At 61.7% G+C, this 16,886-nt stretch carries 13 protein-coding genes; 5 read left to right on the top strand and 8 right to left on the bottom strand.

Annotated features, from left to right (window positions below; translation table 11 throughout):
• Positions 1–481: 481 nt before the first annotated feature.
• Positions 482–856 (bottom strand): DUF488 domain-containing protein, encoded by a 375-nt coding sequence (locus KTAU_RS17630; protein ID WP_174844076.1) that lies wholly within the window; start codon positions 854–856, stop codon positions 482–484.
• Between the two features lie 39 nt (positions 857–895).
• On the bottom strand, positions 896–2,422 hold the full coding sequence (locus KTAU_RS17625; protein ID WP_228026521.1) for a gluconokinase: 1,527 nt from the start codon (positions 2,420–2,422) through the stop codon (positions 896–898).
• A 433-nt stretch (positions 2,423–2,855) separates the two neighbouring features.
• Between KTAU_RS17625 and KTAU_RS17620 the strand changes: the two genes are divergently transcribed.
• Positions 2,856–5,210, top strand: a complete 2,355-nt coding sequence (locus KTAU_RS17620) for a xanthine dehydrogenase family protein molybdopterin-binding subunit (RefSeq protein ID WP_228026520.1) — start codon at positions 2,856–2,858, stop codon at positions 5,208–5,210.
• Positions 5,211–5,449: 239 nt separating this feature from the next.
• Here the strand turns inward: KTAU_RS17620 and KTAU_RS17615 are convergent, their stop codons facing one another.
• Positions 5,450–6,025 carry a thiamine pyrophosphate-dependent enzyme gene (locus KTAU_RS17615; RefSeq protein WP_151729606.1) on the bottom strand — a complete coding sequence of 192 codons (576 nt, stop codon included), beginning with the start codon at positions 6,023–6,025 and terminating at the stop codon, positions 5,450–5,452.
• Positions 6,026–6,090: 65 nt separating this feature from the next.
• A complete protein-coding gene (locus KTAU_RS17610; RefSeq protein ID WP_151729605.1) occupies positions 6,091–6,612 on the bottom strand; it encodes a thiamine pyrophosphate-binding protein in 522 nt (173 codons plus the stop codon).
• A gap of 493 nt (positions 6,613–7,105) precedes the next feature.
• Between KTAU_RS17610 and KTAU_RS17605 the strand changes: the two genes are divergently transcribed.
• Together KTAU_RS17605 and KTAU_RS17600 are read left to right on the top strand one after the other, a co-directional pair.
• Positions 7,106–7,903: an SDR family NAD(P)-dependent oxidoreductase gene (locus KTAU_RS17605; protein WP_151729604.1), complete on the top strand. Its 798-nt coding sequence runs from the start codon at positions 7,106–7,108 to the stop codon at positions 7,901–7,903.
• Positions 7,904–8,262: 359 nt separating this feature from the next.
• On the top strand, positions 8,263–9,609 hold the full coding sequence (locus tag KTAU_RS17600) for a hypothetical protein (protein ID WP_151729603.1): 1,347 nt from the start codon (positions 8,263–8,265) through the stop codon (positions 9,607–9,609).
• A gap of 67 nt (positions 9,610–9,676) precedes the next feature.
• Here KTAU_RS17600 and KTAU_RS17595 read toward each other — a convergent pair whose 3' ends face one another.
• Together KTAU_RS17595 and KTAU_RS17590 are read right to left on the bottom strand one after the other, a co-directional pair.
• Entirely contained in the window at positions 9,677–10,894 is a 1,218-nt protein-coding gene (locus KTAU_RS17595; RefSeq protein WP_151729602.1) for an acyl-CoA dehydrogenase family protein, read from the bottom strand.
• Between the two features lie 83 nt (positions 10,895–10,977).
• Entirely contained in the window at positions 10,978–11,712 is a 735-nt protein-coding gene (locus tag KTAU_RS17590; RefSeq protein ID WP_151729601.1) for a dienelactone hydrolase family protein, read from the bottom strand.
• Positions 11,713–11,913: 201 nt separating this feature from the next.
• On the opposite strand from KTAU_RS17590, the gene KTAU_RS17585 reads away from it, so the two are divergent.
• On the top strand, positions 11,914–12,153 hold the full coding sequence (locus tag KTAU_RS17585; RefSeq protein ID WP_151729600.1) for a hypothetical protein: 240 nt from the start codon (positions 11,914–11,916) through the stop codon (positions 12,151–12,153).
• Between the two features lie 343 nt (positions 12,154–12,496).
• On the opposite strand, the gene KTAU_RS17580 is transcribed toward KTAU_RS17585, so the two are convergent.
• Entirely contained in the window at positions 12,497–12,715 is a 219-nt protein-coding gene (locus tag KTAU_RS17580) for a hypothetical protein (protein ID WP_151729599.1), read from the bottom strand.
• A gap of 221 nt (positions 12,716–12,936) precedes the next feature.
• On the opposite strand from KTAU_RS17580, the gene KTAU_RS17575 reads away from it, so the two are divergent.
• Complete coding sequence (locus KTAU_RS17575) at positions 12,937–14,145, top strand: helix-turn-helix transcriptional regulator (RefSeq protein ID WP_151729598.1); 1,209 nt, start codon at positions 12,937–12,939, stop codon at positions 14,143–14,145.
• 176 nt (positions 14,146–14,321) lie between these two features.
• Here KTAU_RS17575 and KTAU_RS17570 read toward each other — a convergent pair whose 3' ends face one another.
• Positions 14,322–16,859 (bottom strand): DNA polymerase domain-containing protein, encoded by a 2,538-nt coding sequence (locus tag KTAU_RS17570; RefSeq protein ID WP_151729597.1) that lies wholly within the window; start codon positions 16,857–16,859, stop codon positions 14,322–14,324.
• Between the last annotated feature and the right edge of the window lie 27 nt (positions 16,860–16,886).

Here is a 16,886-nt window from a genome sequence, read left to right as displayed (position 1 = left end):
CTGTTGCTTCACCAGTGCATCAACCACATTCTCTCTGGCGCCACTCGTGAGTCTACCGAGAGAAATTCCAGAATCCAACATTTAACTGGTCAGAGGGATAACAGTACTACTTCTCTCTGAGAAGGACACGGCCACCGCGCTCGCGCGCTGCTCCAAAGGAGCAGGCTCTCTGGCACAGCGTATGAAGCGAGAGAGACCTTCCCTTTAGAGTTAGAGAGCACGGCAGGAAAAGGAGCATCCATTATTATTGGACGTGAGTCGCCACCCAGCCGGGGAAGTGCACAAAACAAAAGTCTTATACTGGCAGCCGGGCCGCAGAGGAGGAGAAGGAGCGCAGCCCAAGCGTCTGCAATCACTCGCTCGCATCCTGGTGAATTGCAGCACTGCCGTGCTCTTGACTGCTCACCTGCATCGGATCAGGCCAGGGATTTGCAGTCAGCCAGCAGTTGAAATGCGCCTATAGCAGAACTCAGCTCGGAGCCTATTCGCCGCGCTCTAAGAGGTCGCGCAGGACCACCGCATTGTTATGCTCGCTATCCCGTGCCGAGTAGACAAGGGTCAGCGGCCCGCGCCGGGCCAGCTCCAGAAGATGGGCCAGCGCGGCACGTGCCGTCTCCCGGTCGTGCAGTTCCTGTTCATAGCGCCGACGAAACTCGGGAAATTTCTGGGGATCATGGGCAAACCAGCGGCGCAGCTCATCACTGGGAGCCACATCTTTGAGCCAGAGATCGATCCGCGCCCGCTCCCGAGAGAGACCACGTGGCCAGAGCCGCTCGACCAGTACCCGCGTTCCATCACTCTCCATCGCCTCCTCGTAGACGCGCTTGAGGCGAATCAGTGGCGCCTCTCCAGACATGGCAGGGCACTCCTTTCCGTTCATCAGCTCAGGATGGCGTCAGGGTGAGGTCTGGCCATCGCCGGCCAGCAGGAGATTGTAGAGCTGCTGCTGGCGTGCAAGGGCCTGGCGATAGCGCTCGCCGCGTGCGCGATCAGGCCCCACAGGGGCCGCCAGAGGCGGAGGGATCTGAGCCACGTCGGGAACGAGTCCCAGCGCTTCTAGCGCCAGCAGAGCGACCCCACGCACGGCAGCCTCACGAACGCGCAAGGGATAGAGAGGCTCACCCAGGACATCAGCAATGATCTGCTGTAGCGTCGGCGAGCGCAAGAGCGCGCCCCCACTGCCAACGATTTGCGTTCCTCCCTCGCGCAGCTGCGGCTGAGTATTGAGGCGCTCGTAGACAACGGCCAGGCGGTAAGCCAGGGCCTCCATCGCCGCCCGCAGAAGATCCACCGGGCGCAGCTTCGGATGCAGGCCCGAGATGGTCATGCGAGCATTGGCATGCCAGCCAGGACTGCGCTCACCTGCCAGAAACGGCAAGATGGTCAGACCGTGACTATCAGGCGGCACAGCCGAGACCAGCGGCTCCACTTCGTCTAGAGGAGGGAGACGCAGCACCTCCGCCAGCCAGGATAACAGGTTGCCACCCTCACTCAACGCCCCCCCTAGCAAGGCCCGGCGCGCATCCAGTAAATAGAGCCAGAGACCAGGCGGCGGCTCAACGCTGTCCGCCGGTACAGTCACCCGCAGCGCGCTGGAGGTGCCAATGGTCAGGGCATAGCGCGCACTCACCACACAGCCCGAACCGACGTTTGCCGCCGCCCCATCACCAACAGCGGGGAACCAGAGCACATCTTTCAGCAGCGGCCAGCGCTGAGCATAGAGAGGGCGCAGTCCTTGCAAGGCGTTGCGCAGATCACCGAGCGCCGGAAACTGCTCGCGACGAACCGCCAGAGCCTGCAGCAGGTCCTCATCCCAGCTGAGGCTCCGCAGATTCAGCAGACCCGTCCCCGAGGCCATCGAGAGGCTGCAGACCGAGTGTCCTAACAAGCGCCGATGGAGAAACTCGCCAAAGGAAAGCCACTGGGCACTTTCCTGCAGGAGCGCAGGACGCGTCCGCGCCAGCCAGCGCAGCCGGGCCGGCCAGTAGCTGTTTTGCAGCGGAGCCCCCGTGCGACGGTGAATAGCTCGCTCGTCCAGCAGAGCGCGCAACTCAGCCGCCGCCGCATGCGCGCGCGTGTCTTCCCAGGTGATGAGCGGCAGCAAAGGCTGCCCCTGGGCATCAACAGCGATCAGGCTGTGCCAGAAGGTGTCGGTCGCCACTGCGGCAATGGTCTGGGCAATTACTCCAGCAGCCTCCAGTACCCCATCGATCGTCCTGGCAACCAGCTCAACAAGCCTATCGCCATCGATCGTGGCTTCCCCTTCGGCTGAAGTGCTGAGCTGATAACGATACTGCGTCAGTGTTCCCGGTACCGCTTCGCCCCGCGCATCAACAAGCATGGCTCGCACCGAAGAGGTCCCCACATCGATGGCCAGCACTGTCGGCTCGGCCAGCGTATCTCTCGATCTGGTACCTTTCACGCTTCCTACGCTCCTTTTCTTACTCTACTTTCTTTTCTCAATACTTCATCTATAATGAAGAGCATTTCATGCCTCTGCTCCGTGCAGCAGGTAGGAGGCTGGAAGGACAAAAGGCTGCTCCTCCCTTTCGGCCCCCTGTGGTGGCACCTCCACAAGAGCCGCCCCTTATGCTGACACGTGGCAACGGCTGAAAGATTAGTCAGGATTCCTGTTCTTCCCGTGGATCAGTTCGATCATATCATACGTTTCAAGATGCAGTACCCTGTTCTCAGCGGGCGGCGGTAGACAGCAAGCGGGAGAGTCGAGTGAGAAGGGACAGCGCTCAGCCAGGTTGCTGCTAAGGAGAGACCGGATTGATATCTTATAATAAACTACAGCCCCTGGATGGATTCCACCTCTGGTCAGAGAAACATCACGCAGAAGGATCATTTGCATGAGCATGACCATGAAGCAGCCGGCAGAAATCCGACGCCGCCTAGAGGACTACGACCTGATCACCGGGCGTGCACGCTTTGTGGATGACATCAGGCTGAACGGACGCCCGCCCATACTGCATGCAGTTTTCGTACGCAGCCCTTATGCCCATGCCATCATCGAGGGTATCCGCCTCGACGAAGCGCGCAGCCTGCCGGGCGTGGTAGCGGCTTTCAGCGCCGCCGATCTGACAGAGCTGCCGCCGATCTTTGCCGTACCAGTGCCTGGTGTCAAGCGTCCAGAGAAGCAGCCGCTGGCCAAGGACAGGGTACGCTACGTTGGAGAGCCAGTGGCGGTCATCGTCGCCGAGAGCCTGGCCGTTGCCACCGATGCCCTTGACCTGGTCGAGGTCGACTACGAGCCGCTGCCGGCGGTCAGCGACCCCGAGGCCGCTCTGGCCGCCGATGCCCCATTACTGTACCCAGAGTTTGGCAGCAATGTGGCCTTCGAGATGCCGCTGAAGGCCGGCAACGTTGAGGAGGCTTTTGCCCGTGCCAGCCATGTCACCCGTCTGCGCCTGGAAAACCAGCGTTTGGCCCCTTCCTCGCTAGAGAACCGCGCCTGTCTCTTTGACTACGATCCAGAGACGGGCCAGCTGAGCGCCTGGCTCTCCTCGCAGGCGGTTTACCAGGCCCACCAGGTCCTGGCGGAAGCGCTGGGTCTGGATCATCGCCATGTTCATGTGCACAACGCCATGAGTGGCGGCGGTTTCGGTGCCAAAACGCGCCTCGGCGGCGAAGAACTGGTTTGCGCAGCCCTCGCGCACCGCCTGGGCCGTCCGGTGAAATGGATTGAAACACGGCGCGAGAATCTGCAAGCTCAGACCCACGGGCGAGGCCAGATCAACTACGTGGAGGCAGCCTATCAAGATGATGGGCGGCTGCTGGCCCTGCGCCTGCGCAACATTGCTGACCTGGGCGCTTTTCTCCTCGGTATCACGGCCCTTGTTCCGATCCGTACTCCACGCCTCGTCTGCGGCGCCTATCAGGTGGAGGCTGTCGAGAGCACAGTGATCGGCGTCTTCACCAATAAGGTTCCGACGATGGCCTATCGCGGCGCTGGCCGCCCGGAAGCAACCTATATCATCGAGCGCGTCATCGATCGCATCGCTGCTGAGCTGGGCCTTGATCCCGTCGAGGTGCGACGGCGCAACATGATCTCGCCCGAATCCTTCCCCTACGAGACCGTCACCGGCCAGCGCTACGATAGCGGCAACTATCAGGCTGCCTTTGACCGTCTGCTGGAGCTGGCCGACTATGAGGGCTGGCGGGCCCGGCAGCGCCAGCGTCGCGCCTCTGGTGATCCGCGCCTGCTCGGTATTGGACTGGCGACCTTTACCGAAATCTCTGGCGATGAAGGAGGCCAGCCACGCGAGGCGGCCACCGTGCGCATTCGGCCCGACGGCACCGTTGTGGTCGAAAGCGGCGTCTCCTCCACCGGCCAGGGCCACGTGACCGCCTTCACGCAGATCGCCTCCGAGGTCCTGCAGATAGCACCCGAACACGTCGAGGTGCACCTCAACGATAGCCGACTACCAGCCTTCAGCATCGGAACCTTTGCCAGCCGCGTGACCCAGATGGGCGGCTCAGTAGTGCTCCTGGCTGCTCAGGCTGTGCGCGAGAAGGTCCTGCGCCTGGCCTCGCACGCGCTGGAAGCCGCCCCCGCCGATCTAGTGCTTCAGAACGGACGCGTGATGGTCCAGGGGGCGCCAACGCGCTCTCTGACCCTGGGAGAGCTGGCGCGCCTGGCCGAGGAACAGCCCGCTCTGCTTGAGCCAGAACCTCCCGACCCGCTTACCGGTCAGCCGATCACGGGTCTGGCAGCCCGCCGTGACTTCGCTGCCGGTCCCACCTTCTCCTTCGGCGCCCATATGGCGGTCGTCGAGATCGACACCGAGACCGGCGAGGTGCACCCGCTGAGTTACGTGGCTGTCGACGATGCGGGCCGCATTCTCAACCATACACTGGCTGAGGGCCAGCTCCACGGCGGCCTGGCTCAGGGCATCGGCCAGGCTCTCTATGAGCAGGTACTCTACGATGAGCATGGCCAGCTCATTAGCGGAACTCTACAGGACTATGCGCTGCCCCTGGCGACGATGCTCCCTCCCTTTACCAGCGATTTTGTGGAATCGCCTTCTCCGAATAATCCGCTCGGCGCCAAGGGCATCGGCGAATCGGGCACCATCGGCGCCCCACCGGCCATTGTGAATGCTGTCCTCGATGCTCTGGCTCCCCTCGGCATCAAGGAGATCGACATGCCGCTAACGCCAGAAAAGATCTGGCGCACGCTGCAGACGGCACGCTCGTCGACCTGAGCCGAACCCTGACCCGCTACCACAGCCCAAGGGCACACCTGGGCGCGCCCACTCCTGGCTGCTCAGTAGCCTTACTGATTGCGTGTGGGCGCGCCCCTTTTTAGGCTATTCAATTTTCATGGGAAGTGGCTGATGAGGCAGACAGCCGAGGCGTGCAATGACAGGCTTAGTTCCCTCATCGTCCAAAGAAAGAAAGAGAAGAGCATGGCCTGGAACCCTGAGTGTCTGCGATCGGTCAATCAAGAGGAAGAGCGCAGCGAGTCGAGATAGCGTTTGAACTGAAAACGGTTTTCTAATAAATCCAGATCGAGTCGATACGAGGCCGGACCGCTCGCCTCCACTCTGGCCACCAGGGTTGTCATCACCGGGCGAGCCAGGGCCTGTGTCACCGCCGTGCGGAACTGGGCAGGTGTCTCTGCCTCCAGCACGCGCGGCACGCCAGCCGCCCGAGCCATCTCCGCCAGATTGGTACCGCTGGCGGTCGCCGTGGGGAAGCCCCCTACCGAGACCAGGCTGCTATTGTCAAAGACAATATGGAGCAAATTCGGGGGCCGGTAGCGAGCCAGCGTCGTGAGGGTGCCAAGATTCATCAGCAGCGAGCCATCGCCATCGAGAACGACCACCTGCCGCCCCGGCAGGGCAAGGGCCAGGCCCAGACCCAAGGACGAGGCCAACCCCATTGAATGCTCCATATAGAAAAAGTTGGGTCGATGGCCAAGAGCATACAGCTCGGCGGCGACCGCCCCCATAATCGTGACCACAATATGCTGCTCTAGCTCGGGATAAATCTCCCGCAGGGCGTCCACACGCAACATGTTGTTTGCTCCCCTTCCGCTCGTCATCTGACTTGAAAAGTATCCACACACGGGAAGACCACTGGCTACGGCTCCTCATCCTCCCAGAGCACTTCACGCGTCAACAGGACTGCCACCGGATGCAGGGCCGAGAGAGCCAGCGCCTGAGCCTCCTTGAGGCGCCGGGTCAGATCATCCTCTCGGCGCAGGCAGTAGTAGGGGATCGTCAACGCTCGCAGCACTGGCTCTGTGAGCAGCCCTCCCTGCGTCTGCCAGGGGTCCCTTTCGCCCCAGGAGCCACGATAGCTGATTAACAGCAGCACAGGGATTTTATACAGCATGGCCAGCGAGACCAGCGGATTAATGGCCGCCAGGAAGCCGTGGTTCTGCATCACATGGATTGAAGGCAGGCCAGCAAAGTAGGCCCCTGCCGCAATGCCGATCGACTCCTCCTCTCTGGCCACCTGGACAAGGCGCATCTCCTGATCCGCTTCTACCAGACGCAGCAAGGGAACAAGCCAGGTCTCAGGCAAAGCCGAGACCAGCTTGATATCACAGGCCTTGAGGGCCTCGTAAATGCGGCGCGCCCCCTCCAAAGAGACTGGCATCTTACCGTCCTCCTCTCTCGCAGCGAAGCCTGAGTGAGTCGAGAGTCTGTGAGCTGTATAGGATACCCTCATGCATGCATGCATGCATGAAGGGCAGAGAGAGGCAGCAGCTTTCAACTCTCGCTTTCTCTCTGGCTAGTATAGAACATCGGCGAATGATCCACCAGGCGGTACGGTGTTCCAACAGAGCCAGGCGCCAACTGGAAAAGCAGCGCTCCCTGTGGCATACTGCAAGAGGAGCAACCGCGAGCGCCGCCTCAGAGGAGGAACTGGCTGACAGGGCCTTCTCTCCTCAAGCTCATACAGCCAGCATGCACGACGCGCAGCGCAGGCGGCTCCCCACACTTTCGCTCGGTTCGGTTTCCCCCACTCTGACGAGCCAGCGGGGCATACTCAACGAGCCGAGCCAGCTCTAGCCAGTCAGTCCAGCGTGCCTGCCTCAGCGAGGCATGTCATAGCGACTACTTATTGGACAGGAGAGGATCAGCCAACGATGACTGAGTTACTGCAGCACCTTCCACTGGCCGGCAAGCGAGCCATTGTCACAGGAGCCAGCAAAGGCATCGGGCGCGCCATCGCCCTGGCCCTGGCCGAGGCCGGGGCCGATGTGGGCATCTGCGCGCGCAGCAGCAGCGAGCTTGAGCAGCTCGCAACCCAGATTGAGGCCCAAGGTCGGCGCTGCGTCTTTACGACCTGCGACGTGACCGACCCGGCCCAGGTCGAGCGTATGGCCAACGAGCTGCGCACAGGTCTGGGCGGCGTCCATATCCTGGTGAACAACGCTGGCATTGCTGGCAGTCACAAATTCCTCAACCACCCCGATGAACTCTGGCATCGCTTGCTCGCGGTGAATCTGACCGGGGTCTACTACGTCTGCAAAGCCTTTGTGCCCACGCTCGTCGAGCAGCGTTACGGGCGCATTATTAACATCGCCTCCATCGCCTCACGTGTTGGCGGGCGCTACATTGCCGCTTACACGGCCTCCAAACACGGCGTCCTTGGCCTGACTCGCGCCCTCGCCGTCGAGCTGCTGCCCTACAACATCACGGTCAACGCCATCTGCCCCAGCTATGTCAACACGCCCATGACCGATGCCAGTGTCAGCAACATCATGGCCCATACGGGCATGAGCGAAGAGCAGGCTCGCCAGAGCCTGGCGCGCAGCAGCCCTCAGAACCGTCTCATCGAGCCAGAGGAAGTGGCCGCCATTGCCGTCTTTCTGGCCCTGGATAGCAGCAAGGGCATCAACGGACAGGCCATCAACATTGACGGCGGCGGCGTCATGTCCTGATAGATACCAGCGCCACGGGCAGGCGCCAGCGGCCTCAGCTCCTGGTGATACCTGCCCTGGCAGGCCCTGATCATCCCCACTCCACTGTTGGTGAGGTCGTTTCCACAGGGGGCCTGCAGCCTTTGGTATGGCCCTGCGCTGCCTCATAAGCAGCAGCGCATCTCTGGCCAAGGTTGACGCTGTTCGTCTACATCGGCTATCCTGAAAGAAGAAGCGCTTGAAAGCGCGCAAATGCCTGATCTCTGCAGGCACCCGGCCCGGCGCCTTGCAGTTAACCACCACAGCACACTCACAGCCAAATAGCCCATCCTGCGACATCAACCAACTCCGCCAGCTAGCTGGTGAAGCAAGGAGTCATCATGAGACATCTTGCAGCAGTGCTTGCCGCCTGCAGCCGGGTTTTGATCGCAGGCATCCTCTGGATAGGTGTCCGGCTCTTCCACAAGATCGAATTTCACGGCCTGGAGCACCTACCTGCACATGGGCCTGTCTACTTTGCAATGGCCCACAAACGCGACGTCGACCCGATGATCGAGGTCCCCACCATCCTGGCACGCTGGAGCTGGCGGGCCATCACCCACGATGTGCTCTTTGCCATCCGCAGCGACGCCTTCGCGCCACGCTTTCTCAGCCGTATTGTTCCAGAGCCGGGCTGGCTCTCGCGTCTGCTGGGGCTGTTGTCGCTGGGGGGCCTGCTGCGCTTCATCGGTCTGCGTCCGATCGAAAACATTCACCTGCGCCCAATCGAGCTTTGGCTGCGCAATGCCCTTCAGGGCGAGGGAGATCGCCCGGCGGGCGAGATTCTCAGCCCGGCCTTCTTGCAGCAGTGGGCGCACAGCGTTGGCGAGCAGGCACAGCGCCTGGCCACCGCACCCTTATCGGGCCTCCTCTCCTGGCATTATCGAACCATTCTGCGCCGCCTGAGCGGAGCCGAAATCTTCCAGCCAGAGGTCTATCTACGCGTCAAGAACCGGGTGCTGGAAGAACTGAGGCAGCAGCTTACCGTTCTTTCAGCCTGGCTCGCCCGTGGCGGTTCGCTCTGGGGAGCGCCGGAAGGTCAGCTCTCACCTGATGGCCGCGTTGGTCCAATTACCGCAGCTCCCCATCGCCTCTTGCGCGGGGGGCCGCCCGAAACTCGCGTGGTGCCTATTGCTATCATGTATGATTTTATGACCGTAAGACGCCGCAAGCGCGTCTTTGTGAGCCTGGCCCCGAGCATCGAGCGCGCCCCACAGCTCCCACAGCGCGAGCTGCACGAGCGCATCCGCCGCGCCTGGCTGCTGAGCGCGCACTTCACCTGCACCCAGCTCGCCAGCGGCTTCCTCGTCCAGCGCAGCAAGGAGGGGCGTGCTTCTTTCACCCTGGATGAGCTGGTCACGGCCATCAACCGCCAGGCGCTGCAGCTGAAGCGGGCCGGCAGGCAGGTCGATCGGCGTCTGCTCAAGGCCCGCAGCGTGCGCCGGCTTGCCCGTCACTATCTCAAATATGCCGCCCACAAGCAGCTTGTGCGCCGGACGGGGCGACGCACCTGGAAGGCTACCATCGGTAGCCTCAGTATCCAGGTGGGACGCGGCGAGGCGGGCTATCGTCAGGCCCCCCTGGCCTATGCCTGGAATGAGCTACAGGACCTGCTCAGTGTCGGCCTGGCCAGCGCCGCCCCGGTCTCCGCTGCCAGCACCGCCCGCCAAAGCGGCCAGGCAAGCTGAGACCGGCGAAGGTGCCAGTCCCAGCACTGGTGAAGGCCGTGGCTGCAGCCGCCTCCAGTCAGCTCGGCTACGCCTGCGGAAGGCGCTGCTCGCGCAGGAGCAGACGCGCCAGCGAGCGCTTGTGCACTTCATCGGGACCGTCGACGATGTGCAGGGTACGCCCGTGGGCCCACATGGAGGCCAGCGGGAAGTCGTCACAGAGGCCCGCTGCCCCAAAAACCTGGATTGCCCGATTTACAACATTGGTCATTACAGTGGGCGCGACAATCTTGATCATGGCGATCTCTTTCTGCGCCGCCTTCTTGCCCAGGGTATCCATCATCCAGGCCGCCTTGAGCGTCAGCAGGCGCGCCTGTTCAATCTCCAGGTGCGACTGGGCAATCCATTCCTGAATGACGCCCTGCTCTGCCAGCGGCTTGCCAAAGGCGACTCGCGCCTGGGCCCGGCGGCACATCAGTTCCAGGGCATACTGGGCCGCTCCTATGGCTCGCATGCAGTGGTGGATGCGGCCCGGCCCCAGGCGCGCCTGGGCAATGGCGAAGCCGCTGCCCTCCTCGCCAAGCAGGTTGCTCGCTGGCACGCGTACATTCTCAAAGCGGACCTCGCAGTGGCTCTCGTTATCGAGATAGCCCATCACCGGCAGGCTGCGTACAATGGTCACGCCTGGCGTGTCGCGCGGCACAAGAATCATGCTCTGCTGGCGGTGACGGTCGGGGTGATGAGGGTCGGTCTTGCCCATGACGATGAAGATCTTGCAGCGCGGGCGCGCCGCTCCCGAGATCCACCATTTGCGCCCGTTAAGGACGTATTCGTCTCCCTGACGCTCAATGGTCAATTGAATATTAGTGGCGTCCGAGCTGGCCACATCCGGCTCGGTCATGGCAAAAGCCGAGCGAATCTCACCCTCTAGCAATGGTTTGAGCCATTGCTCTTTCTGCTCCGGCGTGCCGAATTCAGCCAGAATCTCCATGTTGCCGGTGTCGGGCGCCGCGCAGTTGAAGACTTCCGAGGCCCAACTGACGCGCCCCATGATTTCGGCCAGCGGAGCATACTCCAGGTTGCTCAGGCCCGGCCCGTAGCGCGGATCGGTCATGAAGAGGTTCCAGAGGCCCTCAGCTTTGGCTTTTTGCTTGAGTTCATCGACGATCTCTGCATGGTGATGGGGATTACCAGAGGCCTCTATCTGCCTGCGATAGGTCTCCTGGTTGGGATAAATATAGCGCTCCATAAAGTCGAGGAGACGCTGTCGCAGCTCGTTGACTCTCTCCGAATAGGTGAAATCCATTGCTTCTTGCTCTCCTTATTGGGGGACAGAACATACCTCGCAATGCAATGCGCAAGCCCATGCCTCAATTCCGTTCGGCCCGCTCACTGGAGAGCCTGGGAACGAGGCGCCAGGACATGCTCGCGGAAGAAGCTCAGTACGCGCTGCCAGGAGTCCTGCGCAGCGACGGGGTGATAGTTGGAACCACGATCGTTAAAGAAGGAGTGTCTGGCTCCCGGATAAATCTTGATGTCGTGCGGGATCTGGTAGCGATCGAGGACCTCGTCGAGCTTGCGACCAGCCGCCGCCGTGAAATCTTGCTCGGGATAGGAGCCAACCACTGGACAGGCGCGCCTGACGGCTTCCAGGGGACGCGGATTCATGCCGTAGAAAGGGGCGATCGCCCGCAGGCGGCTGTCGGTACAGGCCCAGGCGATGGCCAGACTACCCCCCATGCAGAAGCCAATGGCTCCGAGCCGCTGACCATCGACCGCCGGCTGCTGCGCCAGGAAATCGAGGGCATGCCGCAGGTCACGCACACCGCGATGATTGAGCGAATTGAGGATGAAGCCGCTCATCAGACGGAACATGCAGACGGTGCGGTTTCCTGCTGAGAAGAGGTCGACAGCCAGAGCTGCATAGCCCTCGGCAGCCAGACGCATGGCGATGTCTTTGATGTTATCATTGAGACCATAGATCTCGTGGATGACCACTACGCCGGGATAGGGTCCCTTCCCTTCCTCTCTTTGCTCGCTGCTTGCGGTCGGTAATGCCAGAAATGCGGCGAGCTGTCTCCCTTCCGAAGGGAATGTGACCATCTGCGTCACAGCTTGAGCCATCTGGGGTCTCCTTTGCGTGGCCGTGTATTGCTTTGCCTGCTCAAATTATAGTCTCTTCCCACTGACCGGCTTCAAGTTAAGCTCGCCCGGTTGTCGCCAGCTCAGGCATGAGCAGCCGCAGGGGAGCAGGCATGAAGGAACCAACCAATACCAGGCTGGCGGAGAGAGAAACCAGGGGAACGGCGTTGTGATCCGATCTGTATGGTTGAGCAAGGAGGTAGCAGCCAGGCTGGTCAGCGCAAGCTGCCTGGCCACGGTCCGCAATCTGCTGCTGATCAGAGCGCCGATGATCACCAGGCACAAGGCCAGGAGAGCAATCGGAAGGCTATCGTCCAGCCAGAGCCGGTCTTCCGCCAGCGTGCTGCTGGCGAGCAGTCTGTCCAGGCTACAGAGATCAGCCGGCGTCAGCGTCAAGAAGAGGGGGCCGAGAAGCAGGTGTAGATTGTGCAGGAGCCAGGCCAGGCTGCCCTGGGTCCATCCTGCTCTGGCTCCTTCCTCGGTCGCCCGCCGATCTATCAGCAACGGCTGCCCAAATGAGTCAGCTGGCCTGGAGAGTCTGCAGGCTTTTCACCCGCTGGAGATGCCCGGAAATGAGCGGGGATCACCGCCCCGACAGCGCCCGTCCTCTTTCCTGTCCCCTGATGGCGAGCCATCTGAAGCAGGTGATCCCTCTGTTGATCAGCACCGCGAGACCTGGCAATAATCATGGAATCGGTGAAATAGAGGAATGGACAGCGAGAGCAGTGAGGCGGGGACTTCTCAGCAGGGGTCAGCCCTGGGGGTTTTATCTGGTCCGCCAGACCTCCAGAGCGATCGCCGTCGCACGCTCCTCGCCAACCAGTTGGGCCAGGCGCTTGTGGCAGCGCTCCATGTTGCGAATACGGGCTGTAATAAAGCGATGCTGGGCTGCCCCTGCAGCCAGGCCCGTCAGGCCGCGACGAGCGGCCTCATACTCGTCCTCCAGGCGCTTTCTGAGCCGTGCGATCTCGCTCTCATACATCATTTTGCCTCCTGTTACACAAGATGCCCACAGAAAGCATAACTTTTCTATCATCGCCAACTATGCTACAATCCTCATCGGAGCATGCGATGGCTTCTATACAGAAGCATAGAATCCCTTTACATCTTTGCATACAAACAGACTAGTTAGTACGGAGAAGGCCCCTGGGGAACAACGAACCTGTTATCTGGTCAAGCGAGCAGAAGAGAAGAAAGGAGACCGGCATGAGCGCGGGTGGCTACCATTACGGCAAAACCATCAGGCACTATCGCGAGCGACGTGGCCTGACGCAGCAAGAACTGGCGGAACGCTGGCCGCGGGCTCGCGGAGGAGTAGGCGTCGACTGGCGCTATGTGCAGGCCATTGAATATGGCAAGAAACGCATTGCCGACCCGAACACCCTCCGTCGTCTCTGCGAGCTGCTGGAGATCCCCCCGTGGGAATTCGGACTCTCCTCCTATGATCCCTTCAATCCCCAGGACTCCCTTCCTACCAAAAACCATCTTTTTGAAGAGAGCCTCTCTGTAGCCGAGGCCCTGCTCAGTCAGACGTTGGCCATGAGGCGCCTGGCTCCCCTCACGGAAGTAGAGCAGCAAGTGCAGCGTCTCGGGCGCTTTCTAGAGGCCAGTCGCAGCGAGCTGCCTCCACCCTTGCGTCTCGAGCGTCGTCTGCAGAAGCTAGTCATCGAGTACTACAGCCTTGTTGGACTCATGCACTATGAGCATCGTCGCTATGATCGCGCCCGCAGCAGCTTTGAAGAGATGCTTACTGCTGCGCGGCAGGCTGAGGACCCGGTGCTGACAGCCCATGCCCTGCAAAAGCTAGGTGTAGAGCTTAAGCGTATCGGGCGCCGCAGCGAGGCCATCAATGCACTGGAGGAGGCGCGCGACCTCGCCCTCAAGATCAGCAGACCGCTAGCGGCCTTCACCAGCGCCTACCTCAGTCAGATGTACGCCATCGCTGGGGACGCGTTGCGCTTCGAGCGTACCATCGAGCACGCCATTGCCCTGGCTGAGCCGCTCAAAGGTGCCTACGGTGACGGGACAGACTTCGTCTTTCACAAGCTCAGCGGCATCTTCCTCCTGCGCTGCCGCGGCTACCTCTACACCAACCAGCCGCAGAAAGTGCTGGAGAGATACGAAGAACTACGCCGACAAATCTCCCTTGACAGGAACCTCTGGCTTGATTACCGTCTCCATCTTTACCGGGCCCAGGCCCTTCTGCGGCTGCGCGAAGTTGAAGCCAGCCTCGAAGAAGCTCGAGCCTTCCTGCAGGCTGTCACCGGCTGGCAATCGCCTCACCGCCTCGCCAAAGGCTATGAGCTGCTGAGCGAGATCGAGCGTTCCGGCTATGGCGACCTGGTCATCGTGCGCGCCTTCCGTCAGGAACTGCTGGAGCATCTAGAGCAAGCTCGCAGCCAGGTATCTCAGTAGGCCAGTATAGATCGCCTCGCCTGTCAGCTCGTTGGCAAGCCAGCCTGGGCAGGGCGGAGCCACAGGCGAGGCCCTGTCAGGAGCGAACTTTCACCGCCGCCAGGTCAGGACGGCCCCAGTCTGAGCGAGATGCCGTCTGTTTCTTGCCGTGTCTCATCAGCCCCCTCAGCTTCTGCTCAGTCAGGCCGTGGCAGCTGACAGCGAATCCAGCGCGGCTGAATCTGCTCCAGCGGCTTCGTCTCGGCGAACAGAGAGAGCTGACGGTCCTCACGAAAGAGCGCTTCGAAATCCTCGGGCGCAAACGCCTTACGCAGGCGCGCGGCGTAGGAGCTGGTCAGCAAGCGGATATAGTACTCAACATCGTAGTCGCGGCGCTCAGCCAGTTCCTTACTGCTCTGGCGCACGCGCTCCATTGTCGTCAGCGGCGTCTCCCCCTCAGCCGAGGTCGGCGCCAGCGCCAGCCATTCCTGACCGGCGGGCACCTCCTCCGTGTTCTCATCGGGCAGCCAGACATACTGCTTCTCAGTGGTCCGGTAGAAGCGTACGCGCTCGCCCGGAAACCAATGGCGCCGGCCCGCCTTGATCAGCGCCTCATAGGCCGGCTCCTGATGAGACTGGCGTGAAGCAAAATAGGTCTCAGGCGTCTTCGTCAAGCGCACCTGGGTTGCCACATCTGCCGCCGGCAGCGCCCGCGCGCGCAGCGCCTCGACTGTCTCCAGATAGGCGGTCCGCACCTCATGGACCTTCCCCAGCATCGTTGCCAGCAGAGCACGCCGCAAGAAGCGCTCACCGAACGGCTCCGCGCGGCTAGAGCGGAGGGCCACCCCGTGGACAATCAAGCGGCCATCGTAGGTCAGCAGGGCATAATTCTTCACCTCGTGGCTGAACATCGCCCGATAGCGTCCCTCGTACTCCAGGCGAATGCCCGACGGTAAGCCTGCCCCGATCTCGGTCACCAAGGCCCGCTCTTGCTCCTCACTCCACTCGGGCGGAACCGCGAAATAGACGCCATCGGTATCGGCCTCAATCAAAGCCAGCCCGCGCGTTCGCAACGCTTCCACCACCTGGTCCAGAATCGCCCGCCCACGGCGCGTCACCTCAGCTGCGGCCTGAGCATCGGCGAAGAGCGCCATCTTGCCCGCCCCCATATAGCCGTAGGCCGCATTGATCAGAATCTTCATCGCCGCCTGAGTCGCGGCATGATGATTGGCCTCGATCGAGCCTGGCGGAGCCTGACGGGCCGCCTCCTTATGCTGCAAGCGCAGATCTGTCAGACGCCCCAGGATACTCAGAAGCACCCCCAGGCGATCGCAGCGCGGACCGATAGCGAAGGTGCGCATCAGCGAAGGATAGAGCGAAGCCACATCCGCCTTGACCACATGCTCAGCCACACCCGTGGCAAAGAGATGCACCGCTCCCCCCTCGTACAGGCCATCACTTTCGACCTCCTGCCCTGAAGGACGCGGCAGTGCTGCCCCGGCGCGCAGGTAGCTGCGCACCAGAATTGGCTCCAGTACGCCCATCGCCGGCCCCGCCGAGACCAGGCGCTCGTAGCGGCGTGGCGCCATACTTGCCAAGGCGAAAGGGGCCCCCAGTAGGCGACGCGACAGACCATCCACCTCCTCCACATCATCCAACGCATAGCGACGCACCCGCTCAGGATCACGCCGATAGGTCTCTACAATATCCATCCCCGCAATATAGGTGCGCTCCGCCGAGGCAATACCGAAATAGCGCGCCACATCTTTCAAGGCATAGCTCGGCATATCGCGCACTACAAAATCATGGCGACGCACAGCATCGAGCGTATCAACCAGCTCACGGCCCGCCACACTATAGCGCAGGCGCCGACGCGCCTCCGGCCCGATCGCCAGCGTCTCCTGATAGCGACGCAGCCGGCGCGCCGCCTCTGGCGCGCCCTGGCGCCCAAGCATCAGAGATACTCCCAGCGCCCGCGCCCGCTCCTCCAAGAACGGCAGATCAAAGCCAAACAGATTATGATTCTCAATCACATCAGGATCGCGCTGGCAGATCAAGTCGCACAGATCGCGAATCAGGCGAGGCTCATCCTCCTCACGCGGCGCCTCTAGCGTTGTCGCCAGGCCGCGACTATCGCGCACTGCCGCCAGGAAAATGCGCCCTCGATGAGGATCAAGCGCCGTGGTCTCCAAATCAAACTGTAAGCGATGGAGATGTTCATAGGCCAGATCACGAAAATAGACCTGGCCTGTCTGCATCAAATACTGCTCCACCGGCCCGACCGCGTAGTAATCCTCCAGCTCAGCAAGCGACGCCAGCCTTCGCCCCAGACGACGCGCCGCACCCCGCAGCAGCATGCGCTCCAGACGGCTCTGATCAGCGCAGAATAGCAGGAAACGATACGTTCCCTCCGGCCCATCCAGCTCGCGATAGTAGATCAGCCCTGGTGACGCCTCCGACGGCGGTGGAGGTAGAACTGCGACCCGGCACAGATGCCCACCCACGGCGGTCAGGTCCGTCAGAGAGGTCGCCAACACCCACGGCCAGAAACGCTCATGCGAACAGTGGACGCGCTCGCCTTCGCGACGCCAGACCACCGCCTCACCCTGGCGATTCGCCCAGACCGAAACGATACCTGGCGTTGGATTCCAGCCAAAGAGGTACGCATCTTCTTGCTCTTGCGAGCAGAGCAAGGCCGCCGGACTATTGCCGACAGCACTCTCAGCAGGAGCCATAGCCATCGCTCCTCCCACCACTAGCTG

Origin of the sequence: Thermogemmatispora aurantia (assembly GCF_008974285.1) — a bacterium.
GTDB lineage: Bacteria > Chloroflexota > Ktedonobacteria > Ktedonobacterales > Ktedonobacteraceae > Thermogemmatispora > Thermogemmatispora aurantia.
The sequence above is the reverse complement of the archived record's forward strand: the minus strand, read 5'-3'. Positions and strand labels throughout refer to the sequence as shown.